A 16,515-nucleotide genomic window follows, 5' to 3' on the forward strand; every position below is an offset into this window, starting at 1 on the left:
ATGTTATACTGCGGCAAAATACAGATGATGTGTCGCGATTGCGGCCAACCGTTTCCACCCCAGGCGAGAGACAATGTTTGATAATTTAACCGATCGTTTGTCGCGCACGCTGCGCAATATCAGTGGCCGTGGACGCCTTACTGAAGACAACGTTAAAGATACGCTGCGCGAAGTGCGCATGGCGCTGCTGGAGGCGGACGTCGCTCTGCCGGTAGTGCGTGAGTTTATCAATCGCGTAAAAGAGAAAGCGGTTGGTCATGAAGTTAATAAAAGCCTGACGCCGGGGCAGGAGTTCGTCAAAATCGTCCGTAACGAGTTGGTTGCGGCGATGGGCGAAGAGAACCAGACCCTGAACCTGGCTGCGCAACCGCCTGCGGTGGTGCTGATGGCGGGCCTGCAAGGTGCCGGTAAAACAACCAGCGTGGGTAAACTCGGTAAGTTCCTGCGCGAGAAGCACAAGAAGAAAGTGCTGGTGGTTTCTGCCGACGTTTATCGCCCGGCGGCAATCAAACAGCTTGAGACGCTGGCTGAACAGGTAGGCGTCGATTTCTTCCCTTCAGATGTTGGTCAGAAGCCGGTTGATATCGTTAACGCGGCGCTGAAAGAAGCTAAGCTGAAATTCTACGACGTGCTGCTGGTGGATACCGCCGGTCGTCTGCACGTTGACGAAGCGATGATGGACGAGATCAAACAAGTCCACGCGTCGATTAATCCGGTTGAAACCCTGTTTGTGGTTGATGCCATGACCGGTCAGGATGCCGCCAATACGGCGAAAGCATTCAATGAAGCGTTACCGCTTACCGGCGTAGTGTTGACCAAAGTGGACGGCGATGCGCGTGGCGGTGCGGCGCTTTCTATTCGCCATATTACCGGCAAGCCTATCAAGTTCCTCGGTGTTGGCGAGAAAACAGAGGCGCTGGAACCGTTCCACCCGGACCGTATCGCTTCCCGTATTCTCGGCATGGGCGATGTTCTGTCGTTGATCGAAGATATCGAAAGTAAAGTTGACCGCGCGCAGGCAGAGAAGTTAGCCAGCAAGCTGAAAAAAGGCGACGGCTTCGATCTTAACGATTTCCTTGAGCAGCTGCGCCAGATGAAAAATATGGGCGGCATGGCTAGCCTGATGGGCAAGCTGCCGGGCATGGGGCAGATCCCGGATAACGTGAAATCGCAAATGGACGATAAAGTGCTGGTGCGTATGGAAGCCATCATCAACTCGATGACGATGAAAGAGCGCGCTAAGCCAGAAATCATCAAAGGTTCGCGTAAACGCCGTATCGCTGCCGGTTGCGGTATGCAGGTACAGGACGTTAACCGTCTTCTGAAGCAGTTCGACGACATGCAGCGCATGATGAAGAAAATGAAGAAGGGCGGAATGGCGAAGATGATGAGAAGCATGAAAGGGATGATGCCGCCGGGATTTCCTGGTCGCTAAATGACCTTATGCGACAGAGTTATTAACTGCTGATTGCATTTTCTCCAGAAATCAGTAAAATTTTCGGGCTTTTAATATGACACCGGACTCCGTTCCTCGATGGGGTCCGGTTGTTTTATTCACACAAGAGGATGTTATGGTAACTATTCGTTTAGCACGTCACGGCGCTAAAAAGCGTCCGTTCTACCAGGTTGTTGTCGCTGACAGCCGTAATGCACGCAACGGTCGCTTCATCGAGCGCGTTGGTTTCTTCAACCCAATCGCTAGCGAAAAAGAAGAAGGCACTCGCCTGGATCTGGATCGCATCGCTCACTGGGTTGGCCAGGGCGCAACTATTTCTGATCGCGTTGCTGCGCTGATCAAAGAAGTAAACAAAGCAGCTTAATCTGTCACGGTGGTCATGATGAGCAAACAACTCACCGCGCAAGCACCTGTTGATCCCATCGTTTTGGGAAAAATGGGTTCGTCTTACGGTATTCGTGGGTGGCTCAGAGTGTTTTCTTCCACCGAAGACGCCGAAAGCATTTTTGACTATCAGCCCTGGTTTATCCAGAAAGCGGGTCAGTGGCAGCAAGTCCAGCTGGAAAGCTGGAAGCACCACAATCAGGACATGATCATCAAGCTGAAAGGTGTTGACGATCGTGATGCGGCGAACCTGCTGACGAATTGTGAAATTGTCGTGGATTCATCGCAGCTGCCCCAGCTTGAAGAGGGTGACTACTACTGGAAAGACCTGATGGGCTGCCAGGTAGTGACCACTGAAGGCTACGATCTCGGTAAAGTCGTCGACATGATGGAAACCGGATCTAATGACGTTCTCGTCATTAAGGCAAACCTGAAAGATGCGTTTGGCATCAAGGAACGTCTCGTACCGTTCCTCGATGGGCAGGTTATCAAGAAAGTCGATCTCACTACTCGTTCAATCGAAGTAGATTGGGATCCTGGTTTTTAAACCACCGGATAAACGGTAAAAGACGGCGCTATGTGGATTGGCATAATTAGCCTGTTTCCTGAAATGTTCCGCGCAATTACCGATTACGGGGTAACTGGCCGGGCAGTGAAAAATGGCCTGCTGAGCATCCAGAGCTGGAGTCCACGTGACTTCACGCATGACCGGCACCGTACCGTGGACGATCGTCCTTACGGCGGCGGACCGGGGATGTTAATGATGGTGCAACCTTTACGGGACGCCATTCATGCAGCAAAAAGCGCGGCGGGTGAAGGCGCTAAGGTGATCTATCTGTCACCGCAGGGGCGCAAGCTTGATCAAGCGGGCGTCAGCGAACTGGCAACGAATCAAAAATTGATTCTGGTGTGCGGTCGCTACGAAGGTATAGATGAGCGCGTGATCCAAACCGAAATTGACGAAGAATGGTCAATCGGCGATTACGTTCTCAGCGGTGGTGAGTTACCAGCAATGACGCTGATTGACTCCGTTTCCCGGTTTATTCCGGGCGTACTGGGTCACGAAGCATCAGCAACGGAAGATTCCTTTGCTGAAGGATTGCTGGATTGCCCGCACTATACGCGGCCTGAGGTGTTAGAAGGGATGGAAGTTCCGTCAGTGTTACTGTCGGGCAACCATGCCGAGATACGTCGCTGGCGTTTGAAACAGTCGCTGGGTCGTACCTGGCTTAGAAGACCTGAACTTCTGGAAAACCTGGCTCTGACTGAAGAGCAAGCAAGGTTGCTGGCGGAGTTCAAAACGGAACACGCACAACAGCAACATAAACATGATGGGATGGCGTAAGCCCCCGAAATATCAGTTTACCCAGGATAAGAGATTAAATTATGAGCAACATTATTAAGCAACTTGAACAAGAGCAGATGAAGCAGGACGTACCTTCCTTCCGTCCGGGTGATACCGTGGAAGTGAAAGTATGGGTTGTTGAAGGTTCCAAAAAACGTCTGCAGGCATTCGAGGGCGTGGTTATCGCTATTCGTAACCGCGGTCTGCACTCTGCATTCACTGTTCGTAAAATTTCCAACGGCGAAGGCGTTGAGCGTGTCTTCCAGACTCACTCTCCGGTAGTTGACAGCATTTCTGTCAAACGTCGTGGTGCTGTTCGTAAAGCTAAACTGTACTACCTGCGTGAGCGTACTGGTAAGGCTGCTCGTATCAAAGAGCGCCTCAACTAAGATTTCGCTTAAGCGACATCCTGTTAAGAAGGGCTGGCCAATTGGCTGGCCCTTTTTTTATCTACTGAAATTGTATTTAAGGCGCACTAATCACCACCGCAACGCGGCGGTTTTCAGCCCGGCCCTGTGCTGTCTTGTTGCTGGCTATAGGATATTTTTTCCCTAAACCTTGAGTGGTGAGATTGCTACGCGGAATTTGCCCGCCCTCAGCCCAGGCATCGGCGACGACATTCGCTCGCTTCAGTGATAAGGCTTCGTTGTAGCTATCTTCACCATAGTTATCGGTGTGACCATCCATACGGGCGTGTGTTAGCCCGGTAGAGGTCAGTTTTGCCGCCATGGTCTGGATTTGTTGCTGACTTTCCGGAAGCAGTTTGTAGTCATTTTTAGCAAACAAAATAGTGTCGGATAAGCCAAGCGACCAGTCACCTGCAGATTCAGTAAAACCATAAGACTGCATAGCAGCGACTTGCTCTGGGGTGAATTTGCCTTGTGGAGTCTGGCAACCAGCCAGTATCAGAGTGGAGAAAACCAGAGGTGCTACCAGTTGCTTTATCATGTAGATATTTCCTTGTTATTTCACCAGCTTTTCGGCGCGCTGATGTTTGGCCTGATACATATTACGATCGGCAAGCTCTTGTAATTTTTCCGCAGAAGCGTGTTCGCGAGTCAGAGCATATCCAATACTTAAGGTCATACTGGTCTGGTGACCGTTATGGAGATCGAATGGGCGATGAAAGGTTTGTGTGAGAGCTGTACAGATACGCTGTACTTCATATTCTGACAGTACGCCATACAGAATCATGGCGAACTCATCGCCTCCTATACGGTACGCTTGATGCCGTTTCCCGCTAAATTCCATTAACCGTGTTGCTATCTCGATCAAGACCTGATCGCCCGTCGCGTGACCCCATGTGTCATTGATATATTTAAAATTATCGCCATCAAGAAAAAGTAAAGCTGAGGTTTCCCGAACGGCAGAATCACTCATTAACGTATTGATGCAGTTGCGGAATGCTGCACGGTTAGCCAGGCCGGTTAACGGATCATGCAGGGCAGTACGTAAGAGTTGCGCATTTTTTGCCTGTAAACGAAGCTGCCACTCTTCCATTTCATCCAGCAGACTATTGAAGTCGAGGGCAAAGCGGTGAAACTCTGCGATACGCTCTTCCGAAACTCGCCGGGAAAAATTGCGGTTAGATCGCACATCATGAACTACATCAGTAATGTTTTTTAGCGCCTCCACCAGTCCGTTATGCAAATGGCGGGTGAGGGTGATTGCAATGCCTGATGCCAGCAGAATACAACCGGTAAGCACAGCGAGTGAAAACCAGATGAAATGGCTAATTGAACTGTCGCGAGCGGTTAAATGGACTTCGCCGATGATTTTTCCATTGTGGCGAATGGGCTGAATTACCGGTGCGGGAAAGAGCCAGTGGCTAATGAAATTACTGAATCTATCTCCCGGTTCTCTGGCTGTGTAGTGCCAGGATGCAATGATATTTTGCTGATTATCACGTACTTCAGCGGTTGAAAATTGACCTTGCTGCCCCAGCGCGGCCAGGGTTTCTGTCGCTGCCGGACCATCGGCAAAAACGACCGCTGCTTCCAGACTATAAGTCATGGTTGCTGCGGTGAGCGCCAGATTTTTTTGCGTATATTGTTTCAGGGTCAGTACCGACGTCACGGAAAGCAGCAGCCAGATCAGCGTCATGGTGATAAAGATGCTGGTCATGCTGATGTTGCGTAATGCTCTTTTAAACGTTGGTCGCTTATTAAGAGAATTATCGTTATCCATCTTTTTTCTTCCGAGCGAGCATTAAGACATCCGGGTTGACCTTTACACCACTACGCGATAAGGCATCCAGGTTTACGGCAAATCTGACATCATTATTGTTGATGATCAGACAAAAGGCGCTGCCAATAATGCACTCTGCATTTTGTTCGGCAATTAATAATAACGCCTTAGACGGATATTGTTTGATTAATTCCATCTGGAATGTCGGTGATTCGTTGCCAAAATAAAAACCATTGCAGTCTGAAATCAGTGCTTCTTGTTTGCTGTGAATGATGACGGGCAGATAAGGTAAAGAAGTCGCGCCATTATCTTGCAGGGCGGTACTAAAACGTGAAGATGAAAAAATACATAGCTTTGGCGGGCCAGATAACGCTGGCCAGCGAGTGTAGCTGACAATACCGGAAACCATCAGGCGCACATTTTTCGCAGCGTCAGTGGTTTCCTGAGCAAGTAATGGTGCGCTCGGCAGGAGGGAAATCAGCAGTAAAAACAGCCGGTGAGAAAAACGCATTCAGGGATCCTCACCACCGTCGCTCGAAATGCATCGATAATTTTTTCAGAATACTCATTAAAATATCATTCTTTTATGCGGGCGTCATCACGATGAGAATTAAAGTTTGAATGAGTTAAATCTTATGATTAATTTGTTGATGGCGCTCCGGTTAATTTAATCGCATCGTGCTGGCATTTTCCTCTGCTCCTTTTTGCCATACTTCATGTAGTTGGTTGGCATTTTCAACATTGTTGCAGCTGGCAGGGAAACTTTTACCGGAAAGCCCTCGGGCATAAGTAAAGTCGGTTTGGCAGGTTTTCTTTTGTCCTTCGGCATATCCTTTAAGGTATACCTCCCGATCAGCCTGTGAATCGCTAAATGTATCGCGATCTTTTATGGCAATACCTGATATTGCATCTTCCATACCAACATCATACCAGTCGGTGCTGGTTAAGTTTGGCGCGTGAGTATAAGGATCAATCTGGCAACCACAAACCACTAAAGCCAACAAGGGACCGATAAATTTTTTCATCATTTTCTCTCCTTTTTCAAAGCATAGCGGATTGTTTTTAATGAGGGTGTAAATTTATTTATACGAATTTGGAGGCTTATAGCTTATTAAAATTGCATGTGTAAAGTAATATTTACTAAATATGGATTGAAATCTTTACTTGTTGTGTTATCGTTACGTCATCCTCGTTGAGGATCAACTATCGCAAACGAGCATAAACAGGATCGCCATCATGCAAAAAGACGCGCTGAATAACGTACACATTACCGACGAACAGGTTCTGATGACCCCGGAACAGTTGAAGGCAGCTTTTCCATTAAGCCAGCAACAAGAAGCCCAGATTGCTGATTCGCGTAAAACTATTTCAGATATTATCGCCGGGCGCGATCCTCGTCTGTTGGTAGTTTGTGGGCCTTGCTCCATTCATGACCCTGAAACCGCTCTGGAATATGCTCGTCGATTTAAAGCTCTTGCCGCAGAGGTCAGCGATAGCCTCTATCTGGTGATGCGCGTCTATTTTGAAAAACCCCGTACGACTGTCGGCTGGAAAGGGTTAATTAACGATCCTCATATGGATGGCTCTTTTGACGTAGAAGCTGGCCTGCAAATCGCGCGTAAATTGCTGCTTGAACTGGTGAGCATGGGGCTGCCGCTGGCGACAGAAGCGTTAGATCCAAATAGCCCGCAATACCTGGGCGATCTGTTTAGCTGGTCGGCAATTGGTGCTCGTACCACGGAATCGCAAACGCACCGTGAAATGGCATCCGGGCTGTCTATGCCGGTTGGTTTTAAAAACGGCACCGACGGCAGTCTGGCAACGGCAATTAACGCCATGCGCGCTGCCGCCCAGCCACACCGTTTTGTTGGTATTAACCAGGCAGGGCAGGTTGCATTGCTACAAACTCAGGGGAATCCGGACGGACATGTGATCCTGCGTGGCGGTAAAGCGCCGAACTACAGCCCTGCAGATGTCGCGCAATGTGAAAAAGAGATGGAACAGGCGGGACTGCGTCCGTCTCTGATGGTAGATTGCAGTCACGGTAATTCCAATAAAGATTATCGCCGTCAGCCTGCGGTGGCAGAGTCCGTGGTTGCCCAGATTAAAGATGGCAATCGTTCAATTATTGGTCTGATGATCGAAAGTAACATCCACGAGGGCAATCAGTCTTCCGAGCAACCGCGCAGCGAAATGAAATACGGTGTATCCGTAACCGATGCCTGCATTAGCTGGGAAATGACCGATGCCTTGCTGCGTGAGATTCATCAGGATCTGAACGGGCAGCTGACGGCACGCGTGGCTTAAGAGGTTTATTATGGTTGCTGAGTTGACCGCGTTACGCGATCAAATTGATGAAGTCGATAAAGAGCTGCTGAATTTATTAGCGAAGCGTCTGGAACTGGTTGCTGAAGTGGGCGAGGTGAAAAGTCGCTTTGGACTGCCTATTTATGTTCCGGAGCGCGAGGCATCGATGCTGGCCTCGCGTCGTGCGGAGGCGGAAGCTCTCGGTGTGCCGCCGGATCTGATTGAAGATATCCTGCGGCGGGTTATGCGTGAATCCTACTCCAGTGAGAACGACAAAGGGTTTAAAACGCTTTGTCCTACGTTGCGTCCGGTGGTTATCGTCGGCGGTGGCGGTCAGATGGGGCGCTTGTTCGAGAAGATGCTGACCCTCTCGGGTTATCAGGTGCGGATTCTGGAGCAACATGACTGGGAACGAGCGGCTGATATTGTTGCCGATGCCGGAATGGTGATTGTCAGTGTGCCTATTCATGTGACCGAACAGGTCATCGCCAAATTACCACGTTTACCGCAAGACTGTATTCTGGTCGATCTGGCATCGGTGAAAAATGGACCGTTACAGGCCATGCTGGCGGCGCATGATGGCCCGGTGCTGGGGCTTCACCCGATGTTCGGCCCGGACAGCGGCAGTCTGGCGAAGCAGGTGGTGGTCTGGTGCGATGGACGCCAGCCGGAAGCATATCAATGGTTCCTGGAGCAAATTCAGGTCTGGGGTGCGAGGCTGCATCGGATTAGCGCCGTCGAACACGATCAGAATATGGCGTTTATTCAGGCACTGCGCCACTTTGCCACTTTTGCTTATGGCCTGCACCTGGCAGAAGAAAATGTTCAGCTTGAGCAACTTCTGGCGCTCTCTTCGCCCATTTACCGCCTTGAGCTGGCGATGGTCGGGCGACTGTTTGCTCAGGATCCGCAACTATATGCTGATATTATTATGTCGTCGGAACGTAATCTGGCGTTGATCAAGCGTTACTATAAGCGTTTTGGCGAGGCAATTGAGCTGCTGGAGAAAGGGGACAAGCAGGCGTTTATCGACAGTTTCCGCAAGGTGGAAAACTGGTTTGGCGATTATGCGCAACGTTTTCAGAGTGAAAGCCGCGTGTTATTGCGTCAGGCGAACGACAGTCGCCAGTAGTCATCTTGTGCCGGGGGAGACATCACCCGGCACGATTTCATCACGCCGGATCAACAGGCACTACGTTCTCACTTGGGTAACAGCCCAATACCTTCATCGAACGGGTGATTTCACCTAATTCTTTCAATGCTTTTTGCATTTCCGCTGATTCAAGATTGGCCTGAATATCCAGATAAAACATCTCTTCCCACGGATTACCGTGAATCGGGCGTGATTCCAGACGGGTCATAATCAGATTATGGTTGCGCAGTACCAGCAATGCTTCAACCAGTGCACCAGCTTGTTGTCCGGTCGCTATTAACAGCGTGGTTTTTGCCGGAACCTGGTCAGACACATTAATGGCTTTACGTGCCAGCACCACAAATCGGGTGAAGTTTTGCCGCTGGTTTGCCTCAATACGCTCCAGTACCTGTAAACCGTACAAAGTGCCGCCGGCCTCGCTCCCCAGTGCAGCAATATGCGGTGATTTTGCCTGTGCAACCTTTTCCATCGCCGCAGATGTACTTTCGGTATATTCAATTTTCCAGTGCGGGTAACGATTAAGGAATTTACTGCATTGCTGGAACGGCTGTGGATGGCTGTAGACTGTAGTGATGGTTGATAAATCTGTAGTACCAGAAACCAGCAGGCAGTGGTCGATGGTCAGCGTCATCTCGCCGACAATCGATAAGCTGGTATGTTGCAGTAGATCGTAAACGTCGTTTATGGCACCTGAGCTGGTATTTTCAATAGGTACAACGGCATAGTCGGCCTGACCCGTTTCCACCTGATTAAAAATATCGGCAAATTTTGCGCAACCGCTTTCAATAAATTGTTCGAAATGGCGGGCGGCGTACTGACGTGCGGCAAGGTGTGAATAGGAACCTTTAGGGCCGAGAAAAGCAATACGAGCTGAATGTGGATTAATTTTATTGAGATGCTGCTGGAGCAGTGCCTGCTGAGTTAATACGGAATCTTCAATGATGAGCTGGAACAGGCGAGTAATGTAATGGGCGTCCAGATGGTGCGCTTTACCGAGCGTAATTAATCTTTCCAGTAAATCGCGTTCACGATCAATATCACGTACCGGGCGATGCGAGAGCAGTTTGGCTTTTCCCACCTCGACGGCCAGTTCGCGCCGCTCTGCCAGTAACGCCAGTAATTTTTCATCCAGCGCGCTGATTTTCTCGCGCAGCGCCAGTAATGGGTTTTCCGATGTCATAGTGTTGCCTTTTTTGTTATCAATAAAAAAGGCCCCCCGGTTTGGGAGGCCTTATTGTTCGTCTTCGCATTCTGTTTCACACGACGAAACGCCTCCCATTCAGGGGAAGGTAAAAAAGAATGCGAAGAAGAACGGCGTGTGTTTCATGTTTGTTTCCTTAAGCGACTTCAGTACAGTACCTGTACTGTTTTCACGCTGTCAACAAAAAACGCGCCCGAAGGCGCGTTGGCGATACACTCAATATAAAGGACTACTCTTCTTCAACTTCTTCGACGAAGTTGGCGTCTTTCACCGACGTTGCGGCACGACGTGCTTCGCCTTTGTGCTGCAGTTTATTGAGCTGCCGTTCCAGCTTGTTGATCAATTCGTTAATTGCGGTGTACATATCTTCATGTTTACCACTGGCAACCAGAACGCCGTTAGGTGTATTGATTGTGGCGTCAGCAACGAACCCTTGTGGCTCTTTGGACAGAATGATATGTGGATTAATCAGATGTGTTTGCCATTTTTCCAGTTTGGCGAGACGGTCTGCGACATGTTGGCGGATGGCCGGAGTAATTTCCATTTGTTTGCTGGTAATGTTCATTGTCATAAATTTTACCTCTTGTCTTCCCGTCTTGGTGAATTCAGCATACCGTTCCTGATGTCAAAATATGTGATGGAAATCTCATAATTTTGTCACTTTTTGTCAACGAAGCTTTTTTGTGAGAAATCGCAGGAAGAGGTGTTTTTTTACTTGAGGAATGTCTCAAACCGAGCCATATTTGATGAGATCGGTCGCGACTAAATAGCTTCAGTCACGGTTGTTATAGAATAAAAAAACGGCAGCTTAAGGGCTGCCGTTTTGCGTCTCAGAATTCTGTTATGTATTGCTGCTATTTGCGGCGATGATTTTTGCTACTTTTTCAGCTTGTGCATTCATCTGCATCTGACGGTATGCATTTTCCATCAGCGGCAGCGCATCACGCGTAGCCTGGGTATCCGGGTAGTCGCGCAACATGCCTTCTACGCGGTTAACGACGGCAACCCATGCGCCACGTTCTGTATAGTACTCGGCAACGGAGTATTCATATTTCGCCAGGCGATCTTTCAGGAATACCAGACGTTTGGTGGCATCGGTGGTGTACTGACTGTTCGGATAGCCGCGCACCAGTTTGGAAAAGTCACTAAACGCAGCTCGTGCATGTTGAGGATCGCGATCGCTACGGTCAACGCCAAAGAACCCTTGCAGCGCACTGTCATCCAGCGCCATATTGGTCAGGCCACGCATGTACATGACATAATCGATATTCGGATGAGTCGGGTTGAGGCGAATAAAACGATCGATAGCAGCCTGTGCTAGCGGTAGATCGGCGTTTTTATAGTAGGCGTAGATGAGATCCAACTGCACCTGCTGCGAATACGGACCAAACGGATAGCGATTATCTAACGCTTCCAGTTGCGTTATTGCCTGTCTCCAGTTACCGTCCTGCAGCTTTTGTTGTGCAGTCGCGTAAATTTCATTTGGCGGATTATCAGGTACTTCTTCCTTTGACCCCGAGCAACCCGCCAAAAACAGGCTTAGTGTGGCGGCTGCCACCAGATATTTCATGCGCGTCATGACGTTTTGACTTTCCTCAAAATGTAATACGGGAGATTCTCTGTTCCTGCTCCCGGTTAAGACCAGCTACAATAGCACACTATATTAAACGGCAAAGCCGTAAAACCCCAACGATAAACGAAGAAGCAGTATATATGGCACAACGAGTACAGCTCACTGCAACGGTGTCCGAAAACCAACTCGGACAACGCTTAGATCAGGCTTTGGCCGAAATGTTCCCGGATTATTCACGTTCGCGGATAAAAGAATGGATCCTCGACCAGCGCGTGCTGGTTAACGGCAAAGTTTGTGATAAGCCGAAAGAAAAAGTATTGGGTGGCGAGCAGGTTGCCATCAACGCTGAGATTGAAGAAGAAGCACGTTTTGAACCGCAGGATATCCCGCTGGATATCGTCTATGAAGATGAAGATATCATCGTCATTAATAAACCGCGCGACCTGGTGGTACATCCTGGTGCGGGTAACCCGGATGGCACGGTATTGAATGCGTTGCTTCATTACTATCCGCCCATTGCTGATGTTCCACGTGCGGGCATTGTCCATCGTCTGGATAAAGACACCACTGGTCTGATGGTTGTGGCAAAAACCGTTCCGGCTCAGACGCGTTTAGTCGAATCTTTGCAAAGGCGTGAAATTACTCGTGAGTATGAAGCGGTGGCAATTGGTCATATGACCGCTGGCGGTACAGTAGATGAACCAATCAGCCGCCACCCGACCAAACGTACTCACATGGCGGTGCATCCGATGGGCAAACCGGCGGTGACTCACTATCGCATCATGGAACACTTCCGTGTGCACACGCGTCTGCGGTTGCGTCTGGAAACTGGACGTACGCACCAGATCCGCGTGCATATGGCGCATATCACCCATCCGCTGGTGGGCGATCCGGTTTATGGTGGTCGTCCGCGTCCGCCAAAAGGGGCTTCGGAAGCATTTATCTCCACGCTGCGTAAGTTTGACCGCCAGGCGCTTCATGCAACCATGCTGCGTCTTTATCACCCAATCTCCGGCATCGAAATGGAATGGCATGCGCCTATTCCACAAGATATGGTGGAGCTGATTGAGGTGATGCGCGCCGATTTCGAAGAGCATAAGGATGAAGTTGACTGGTTATGAGTAAGCTGATTGTCCCGCAGTGGCCGCTGCCAAAAGGTGTTGCGGCTTGTAGCTCTACCCGTATCGGCGGCGTGAGCTTGCCGCCTTACGACTCGCTCAACCTCGGCGCCCATTGTGGCGATAACCCGGATCACGTTGAGGAGAATCGCAAGCGGCTTTTTGCTGCGGGCAATTTGCCTTCAAAACCGGTTTGGCTTGAGCAGGTGCACGGTAAAGATGTGCTTAAGCTTACTGGCGAACCTTATGCTTCAAAACGAGCGGATGCCTCTTATAGCAACACGCCCGGCACGGTTTGTGCTGTGATGACTGCCGACTGCCTGCCCGTGCTGTTTTGTAATCGTGCGGGAACGGAAGTGGCTGCAGCCCATGCTGGTTGGCGTGGGCTGTGTGCTGGGGTGCTGGAAGAGACGGTTTCCTGTTTTGCTGATAATCCAGAAAATATTCTCGCCTGGTTAGGGCCAGCAATCGGTCCACGCGCGTTTGAAGTGGGGGCGGAAGTTCGCGAGGCATTTATGGCAGTAGACGCCAAAGCGAGTGCAGCTTTTATTCAGCATGGTGATAAGTATCTGGCGGATATTTATCAGCTTGCCCGCCAGCGTCTGGCGAGCGTTGGTGTTGAGCAAATTTTCGGCGGCGACCGCTGTACATTCACGGAAAATGAGACTTTCTTCTCTTATCGTCGCGACAAGACCACGGGTCGTATGGCAAGTTTCATTTGGCTGATATAACCTAAAGAATCAAGACGATCCGGTACGCGTGATTTTCTTTTCACATTAATCTGGTCAATAACCTTGAATAATTGAGGGATGACCTCATTTAATCTCCAGTAGCAACTTTGATCCGTTATGGGAGGAGTTATGCGTCTGGATCGTCTTACTAATAAATTCCAGCTTGCTCTTGCCGATGCCCAATCACTTGCACTCGGGCACGACAACCAATTCATCGAACCACTTCATTTAATGAGCGCCCTGCTGAATCAGGAAGGGGGTTCGGTTAGCCCTTTATTAACATCCGCTGGCATTAATGCTGGCCAGTTGCGCACAGATATCAATCAGGCATTAAATCGTTTACCGCAGGTTGAAGGTACGGGTGGCGATGTCCAGCCTTCACAGGATCTGGTGCGCGTTCTTAATCTTTGCGACAAGCTGGCGCAAAAACGTGGTGATAATTTTATTTCGTCAGAACTGTTCGTTCTGGCGGCACTTGAGTCTCGCGGCACGCTGGCCGACATCCTGAAAGCAGCAGGGGCGACCACCGCCAACATTACTCAAGCGATTGAACAAATGCGTGGAGGTGAAAGCGTGAACGATCAAGGAGCCGAAGACCAACGTCAGGCTTTGAAAAAATACACCATTGACCTCACCGAACGAGCCGAGCAGGGCAAACTCGATCCGGTGATTGGTCGTGATGAAGAAATTCGCCGTACCATTCAGGTGCTGCAACGTCGTACTAAAAATAACCCGGTACTGATTGGTGAACCAGGCGTTGGTAAGACTGCCATCGTTGAAGGTCTGGCGCAGCGTATTATCAATGGCGAAGTGCCGGAAGGGCTGAAAGGCCGCCGCGTACTGGCACTGGATATGGGCGCGCTGGTGGCCGGGGCAAAATATCGCGGTGAGTTTGAAGAACGTTTAAAAGGCGTACTGAACGATCTCGCTAAACAGGAAGGCAACGTCATCCTGTTTATCGACGAATTACATACTATGGTCGGCGCGGGTAAAGCCGATGGCGCAATGGACGCCGGGAACATGCTGAAACCGGCGTTGGCTCGTGGTGAACTGCACTGCGTGGGTGCCACGACGCTGGACGAATATCGCCAGTACATCGAAAAAGATGCTGCGCTGGAACGTCGCTTCCAGAAAGTATTTGTCGCCGAGCCAACGGTGGAAGACACCATTGCTATTCTGCGTGGCCTGAAAGAACGTTACGAACTGCACCACCATGTACAAATTACTGACCCGGCAATTGTTGCTGCGGCGACGTTGTCTCATCGCTACATTGCTGATCGTCAGTTGCCGGATAAAGCCATCGACCTGATCGATGAAGCGGCATCCAGCATTCGTATGCAGATAGACTCAAAACCGGAAGAACTCGACCGACTCGATCGTCGTATCATCCAGCTCAAACTGGAACAACAGGCGTTAATGAAAGAGTCTGATGAAGCCAGTAAAAAACGCCTGGATATGCTCAACGAAGAACTGAGCGACAAAGAACGTCAGTACTCCGAGTTAGAAGAAGAGTGGAAAGCAGAGAAAGCATCGCTCTCTGGTACGCAGACTATTAAAGCGGAACTGGAGCAGGCGAAAATCGCCATTGAACAGGCTCGCCGTGTGGGTGACCTGGCGCGGATGTCTGAACTGCAATACGGCAAAATCCCGGAACTGGAAAAGCAACTGGAAGCCGCAACGCAGCTCGAAGGTAAAACTATGCGTCTGTTGCGTAATAAAGTGACCGACGCCGAAATTGCTGAAGTGCTGGCGCGTTGGACGGGGATTCCGGTTTCTCGCATGATGGAAAGTGAGCGCGAAAAACTGCTACGTATGGAGCAAGAACTGCACCATCGCGTTATTGGTCAGAATGAAGCGGTTGATGCGGTATCTAACGCGATTCGTCGTAGTCGTGCGGGGCTTGCCGATCCAAATCGCCCGATTGGTTCATTCCTGTTCCTCGGCCCAACTGGTGTGGGTAAAACTGAACTTTGTAAGGCGCTGGCGAACTTTATGTTCGATAGCGACGAGGCGATGGTTCGTATCGATATGTCCGAGTTTATGGAGAAACATTCGGTGTCTCGTCTGGTTGGTGCGCCTCCGGGATATGTCGGTTATGAAGAAGGTGGCTACCTGACCGAAGCGGTGCGTCGTCGTCCGTATTCCGTCATCCTGCTGGATGAAGTGGAAAAAGCGCATCCGGATGTCTTCAACATTCTGTTGCAGGTACTGGATGATGGGCGTCTGACTGACGGGCAGGGAAGAACGGTCGACTTCCGCAATACGGTGGTCATTATGACCTCTAACCTCGGTTCCGATCTGATTCAGGAACGCTTTGGTGAACTGGATTATGCACACATGAAAGAGCTGGTGCTCGGTGTGGTAAGCCATAACTTCCGTCCGGAATTCATTAACCGTATCGATGAAGTGGTGGTCTTCCATCCGCTGGGTGAACAGCACATAGCGTCGATTGCGCAGATTCAGTTGAAACGTCTGTACAAACGTCTGGAAGAACGTGGTTATGAAATCCACATTTCTGACGAGGCGCTGAAACTGCTGAGCGAGAACGGTTACGATCCGGTCTATGGTGCACGTCCTCTGAAACGTGCTATCCAGCAGCAAATCGAAAACCCGCTGGCACAGCAAATACTGTCTGGTGAATTGGTTCCGGGTAAAGTGATCCGCCTGGAAGTTAATGAGGACCGGATTGTCGCAGTCCAGTAAATAAGAAAAGCGAGCCCTTGGGGGCTCGCTTTTGTCTATAAGTTAGACGGAAAAGACTATATTTAAGATGTTTTGCCTGAAAAATGAGCGAACGATAAAGTTTTTATATTTTTCGCTTGTCAGGCCGGAATAACTCCCTATAATGCGCCACCACTGACACGGAACAACGGCAAGCAAGCCGCCGGGTCAGCGGGATTCTCCTGAGAATCCTGGCAGAGAAAAGCAAAAATAAATGCTTGACTCTGAAAGAGGAAAGCGTAATATACGCCACCTCGCGACAGTGAGCTGAAAGCCGCGTCGCAACTGCTCTTTAACAATTTATCAGACAATCTGTGTGGGCACTCGAAGATACGGATT

18 protein-coding genes and 1 other annotated feature are annotated in these 16,515 nt (G+C 49.9%); of the genes, 10 read left to right on the forward strand and 8 right to left on the reverse strand.

Annotation, left to right across the window (positions count from 1 at the left end; translation table 11 throughout):
* Window positions 1-73: 73 nt before the first annotated feature.
* The 5 genes from ffh to rplS all read left to right on the forward strand — a co-directional run bounded on the left by ffh (window position 74) and on the right by rplS (window position 3,574).
* Window positions 74-1,435 (forward strand): signal recognition particle protein, encoded by a 1,362-nt coding sequence (gene ffh, locus BEG40_RS18860; protein ID WP_000460035.1) that lies wholly within the window; start codon window positions 74-76, stop codon window positions 1,433-1,435.
* 136 nt (window positions 1,436-1,571) lie between these two features.
* Window positions 1,572-1,820: a 30S ribosomal protein S16 gene (rpsP, locus tag BEG40_RS18865; RefSeq protein ID WP_000256450.1), complete on the forward strand. Its 249-nt coding sequence runs from the start codon at window positions 1,572-1,574 to the stop codon at window positions 1,818-1,820.
* Between the two features lie 18 nt (window positions 1,821-1,838).
* The gene (gene rimM / locus BEG40_RS18870) at window positions 1,839-2,387 is read left to right on the forward strand and encodes a ribosome maturation factor RimM (protein WP_000043335.1); all 549 of its coding nucleotides are present in this window, start codon (window positions 1,839-1,841) and stop codon (window positions 2,385-2,387) included.
* 30 nt (window positions 2,388-2,417) lie between these two features.
* Window positions 2,418-3,185 (forward strand): tRNA (guanosine(37)-N1)-methyltransferase TrmD, encoded by a 768-nt coding sequence (trmD, locus tag BEG40_RS18875; RefSeq protein WP_000264785.1) that lies wholly within the window; start codon window positions 2,418-2,420, stop codon window positions 3,183-3,185.
* A 41-nt stretch (window positions 3,186-3,226) separates the two neighbouring features.
* Window positions 3,227-3,574, forward strand: a complete 348-nt coding sequence (gene rplS, locus BEG40_RS18880; protein ID WP_000065253.1) for a 50S ribosomal protein L19 — start codon at window positions 3,227-3,229, stop codon at window positions 3,572-3,574.
* A gap of 76 nt (window positions 3,575-3,650) precedes the next feature.
* Here the strand turns inward: rplS and BEG40_RS18885 are convergent, their stop codons facing one another.
* The 4 genes from BEG40_RS18885 to BEG40_RS18900 form a co-directional block, all read right to left on the reverse strand.
* Entirely contained in the window at window positions 3,651-4,133 is a 483-nt protein-coding gene (locus BEG40_RS18885; protein ID WP_000595359.1) for an OmpA family protein, read from the reverse strand.
* Between the two features lie 15 nt (window positions 4,134-4,148).
* On the reverse strand, window positions 4,149-5,372 hold the full coding sequence (gene dgcN, locus BEG40_RS18890; RefSeq protein WP_105285930.1) for a diguanylate cyclase DgcN/YfiN: 1,224 nt from the start codon (window positions 5,370-5,372) through the stop codon (window positions 4,149-4,151).
* Complete coding sequence (gene yfiR / locus BEG40_RS18895; protein WP_105285931.1) at window positions 5,365-5,883, reverse strand: regulatory sequestration protein YfiR; 519 nt, start codon at window positions 5,881-5,883, stop codon at window positions 5,365-5,367. The genes dgcN and yfiR overlap by 8 nt, the downstream gene beginning before the upstream one ends.
* A 151-nt stretch (window positions 5,884-6,034) precedes the next feature.
* Window positions 6,035-6,400, reverse strand: coding sequence for a DUF2799 domain-containing protein (locus BEG40_RS18900; RefSeq protein WP_105285932.1), 366 nt, complete (start codon window positions 6,398-6,400; stop codon window positions 6,035-6,037).
* Window positions 6,401-6,608: 208 nt separating this feature from the next.
* Between BEG40_RS18900 and aroF the strand changes: the two genes are divergently transcribed.
* Together aroF and tyrA are read left to right on the forward strand one after the other, a co-directional pair.
* Entirely contained in the window at window positions 6,609-7,679 is a 1,071-nt protein-coding gene (gene aroF, locus BEG40_RS18905; RefSeq protein WP_001168056.1) for a 3-deoxy-7-phosphoheptulonate synthase AroF, read from the forward strand.
* A 10-nt stretch (window positions 7,680-7,689) separates the two neighbouring features.
* Entirely contained in the window at window positions 7,690-8,811 is a 1,122-nt protein-coding gene (gene tyrA, locus BEG40_RS18910; RefSeq protein ID WP_000225242.1) for a bifunctional chorismate mutase/prephenate dehydrogenase, read from the forward strand.
* Between the two features lie 40 nt (window positions 8,812-8,851).
* On the opposite strand, the gene pheA is transcribed toward tyrA, so the two are convergent.
* The 4 genes from pheA to bamD all read right to left on the reverse strand — a co-directional run bounded on the left by pheA (window position 8,852) and on the right by bamD (window position 11,612).
* Window positions 8,852-10,012, reverse strand: coding sequence for a bifunctional chorismate mutase/prephenate dehydratase (gene pheA / locus BEG40_RS18915; RefSeq protein ID WP_000200130.1), 1,161 nt, complete (start codon window positions 10,010-10,012; stop codon window positions 8,852-8,854).
* A gap of 22 nt (window positions 10,013-10,034) precedes the next feature.
* Window positions 10,035-10,160: a sequence feature (Phe leader region), on the reverse strand.
* Window positions 10,112-10,159: a pheA operon leader peptide PheL gene (gene pheL / locus BEG40_RS18920; RefSeq protein WP_001386991.1), complete on the reverse strand. Its 48-nt coding sequence runs from the start codon at window positions 10,157-10,159 to the stop codon at window positions 10,112-10,114. (Overlaps the previous feature by 48 nt.)
* Window positions 10,161-10,262: 102 nt before the next feature.
* A complete protein-coding gene (raiA, locus tag BEG40_RS18925; protein ID WP_000178456.1) occupies window positions 10,263-10,604 on the reverse strand; it encodes a ribosome-associated translation inhibitor RaiA in 342 nt (113 codons plus the stop codon).
* A 270-nt stretch (window positions 10,605-10,874) separates the two neighbouring features.
* Window positions 10,875-11,612 (reverse strand): outer membrane protein assembly factor BamD, encoded by a 738-nt coding sequence (gene bamD / locus BEG40_RS18930; RefSeq protein ID WP_000197686.1) that lies wholly within the window; start codon window positions 11,610-11,612, stop codon window positions 10,875-10,877.
* 134 nt (window positions 11,613-11,746) lie between these two features.
* Between bamD and rluD the strand changes: the two genes are divergently transcribed.
* The 3 genes from rluD to clpB all read left to right on the forward strand — a co-directional run bounded on the left by rluD (window position 11,747) and on the right by clpB (window position 16,158).
* Window positions 11,747-12,727, forward strand: coding sequence for a 23S rRNA pseudouridine(1911/1915/1917) synthase RluD (gene rluD / locus BEG40_RS18935; RefSeq protein WP_000079112.1), 981 nt, complete (start codon window positions 11,747-11,749; stop codon window positions 12,725-12,727).
* Window positions 12,724-13,455: a purine nucleoside phosphorylase YfiH gene (yfiH, locus tag BEG40_RS18940; protein WP_105285933.1), complete on the forward strand. Its 732-nt coding sequence runs from the start codon at window positions 12,724-12,726 to the stop codon at window positions 13,453-13,455. Before rluD ends, yfiH begins: the two co-directional genes overlap by 4 nt.
* Before the next feature lie 129 nt (window positions 13,456-13,584).
* On the forward strand, window positions 13,585-16,158 hold the full coding sequence (gene clpB / locus BEG40_RS18945) for an ATP-dependent chaperone ClpB (protein WP_002431841.1): 2,574 nt from the start codon (window positions 13,585-13,587) through the stop codon (window positions 16,156-16,158).
* Window positions 16,159-16,515: the final 357 nt, after the last annotated feature.

The organism is Escherichia sp. MOD1-EC5495 (assembly GCF_002965965.1).
GTDB lineage: Bacteria > Pseudomonadota > Gammaproteobacteria > Enterobacterales > Enterobacteriaceae > Escherichia > Escherichia ruysiae.

Bases quoted from the DNA above. Each gene is read 5' to 3' on its own strand.
- clpB (WP_002431841.1), top strand. From the start codon at position 13,585: ATGCGTCTGGATCGTCTTACTAATAAATTCCAGCTTGCTCTTGCCGAT.
- BEG40_RS18900 (WP_105285932.1), bottom strand. From the start codon at position 6,400: ATGATGAAAAAATTTATCGGTCCCTTGTTGGCTTTAGTGGTTTGTGGT.
- rimM (WP_000043335.1), top strand. From the start codon at position 1,839: ATGAGCAAACAACTCACCGCGCAAGCACCTGTTGATCCCATCGTTTTG.
- tyrA (WP_000225242.1), top strand. From the start codon at position 7,690: ATGGTTGCTGAGTTGACCGCGTTACGCGATCAAATTGATGAAGTCGAT.
- pheA (WP_000200130.1), bottom strand. From the start codon at position 10,012: ATGACATCGGAAAACCCATTACTGGCGCTGCGCGAGAAAATCAGCGCG.
- rplS (WP_000065253.1), top strand. From the start codon at position 3,227: ATGAGCAACATTATTAAGCAACTTGAACAAGAGCAGATGAAGCAGGAC.
- raiA (WP_000178456.1), bottom strand. From the start codon at position 10,604: ATGACAATGAACATTACCAGCAAACAAATGGAAATTACTCCGGCCATC.
- dgcN (WP_105285930.1), bottom strand. From the start codon at position 5,372: ATGGATAACGATAATTCTCTTAATAAGCGACCAACGTTTAAAAGAGCA.
- bamD (WP_000197686.1), bottom strand. From the start codon at position 11,612: ATGACGCGCATGAAATATCTGGTGGCAGCCGCCACACTAAGCCTGTTT.
- trmD (WP_000264785.1), top strand. From the start codon at position 2,418: ATGTGGATTGGCATAATTAGCCTGTTTCCTGAAATGTTCCGCGCAATT.
- ffh (WP_000460035.1), top strand. From the start codon at position 74: ATGTTTGATAATTTAACCGATCGTTTGTCGCGCACGCTGCGCAATATC.
- yfiR (WP_105285931.1), bottom strand. From the start codon at position 5,883: ATGCGTTTTTCTCACCGGCTGTTTTTACTGCTGATTTCCCTCCTGCCG.
- rpsP (WP_000256450.1), top strand. From the start codon at position 1,572: ATGGTAACTATTCGTTTAGCACGTCACGGCGCTAAAAAGCGTCCGTTC.
- yfiH (WP_105285933.1), top strand. From the start codon at position 12,724: ATGAGTAAGCTGATTGTCCCGCAGTGGCCGCTGCCAAAAGGTGTTGCG.
- BEG40_RS18885 (WP_000595359.1), bottom strand. From the start codon at position 4,133: ATGATAAAGCAACTGGTAGCACCTCTGGTTTTCTCCACTCTGATACTG.
- aroF (WP_001168056.1), top strand. From the start codon at position 6,609: ATGCAAAAAGACGCGCTGAATAACGTACACATTACCGACGAACAGGTT.
- rluD (WP_000079112.1), top strand. From the start codon at position 11,747: ATGGCACAACGAGTACAGCTCACTGCAACGGTGTCCGAAAACCAACTC.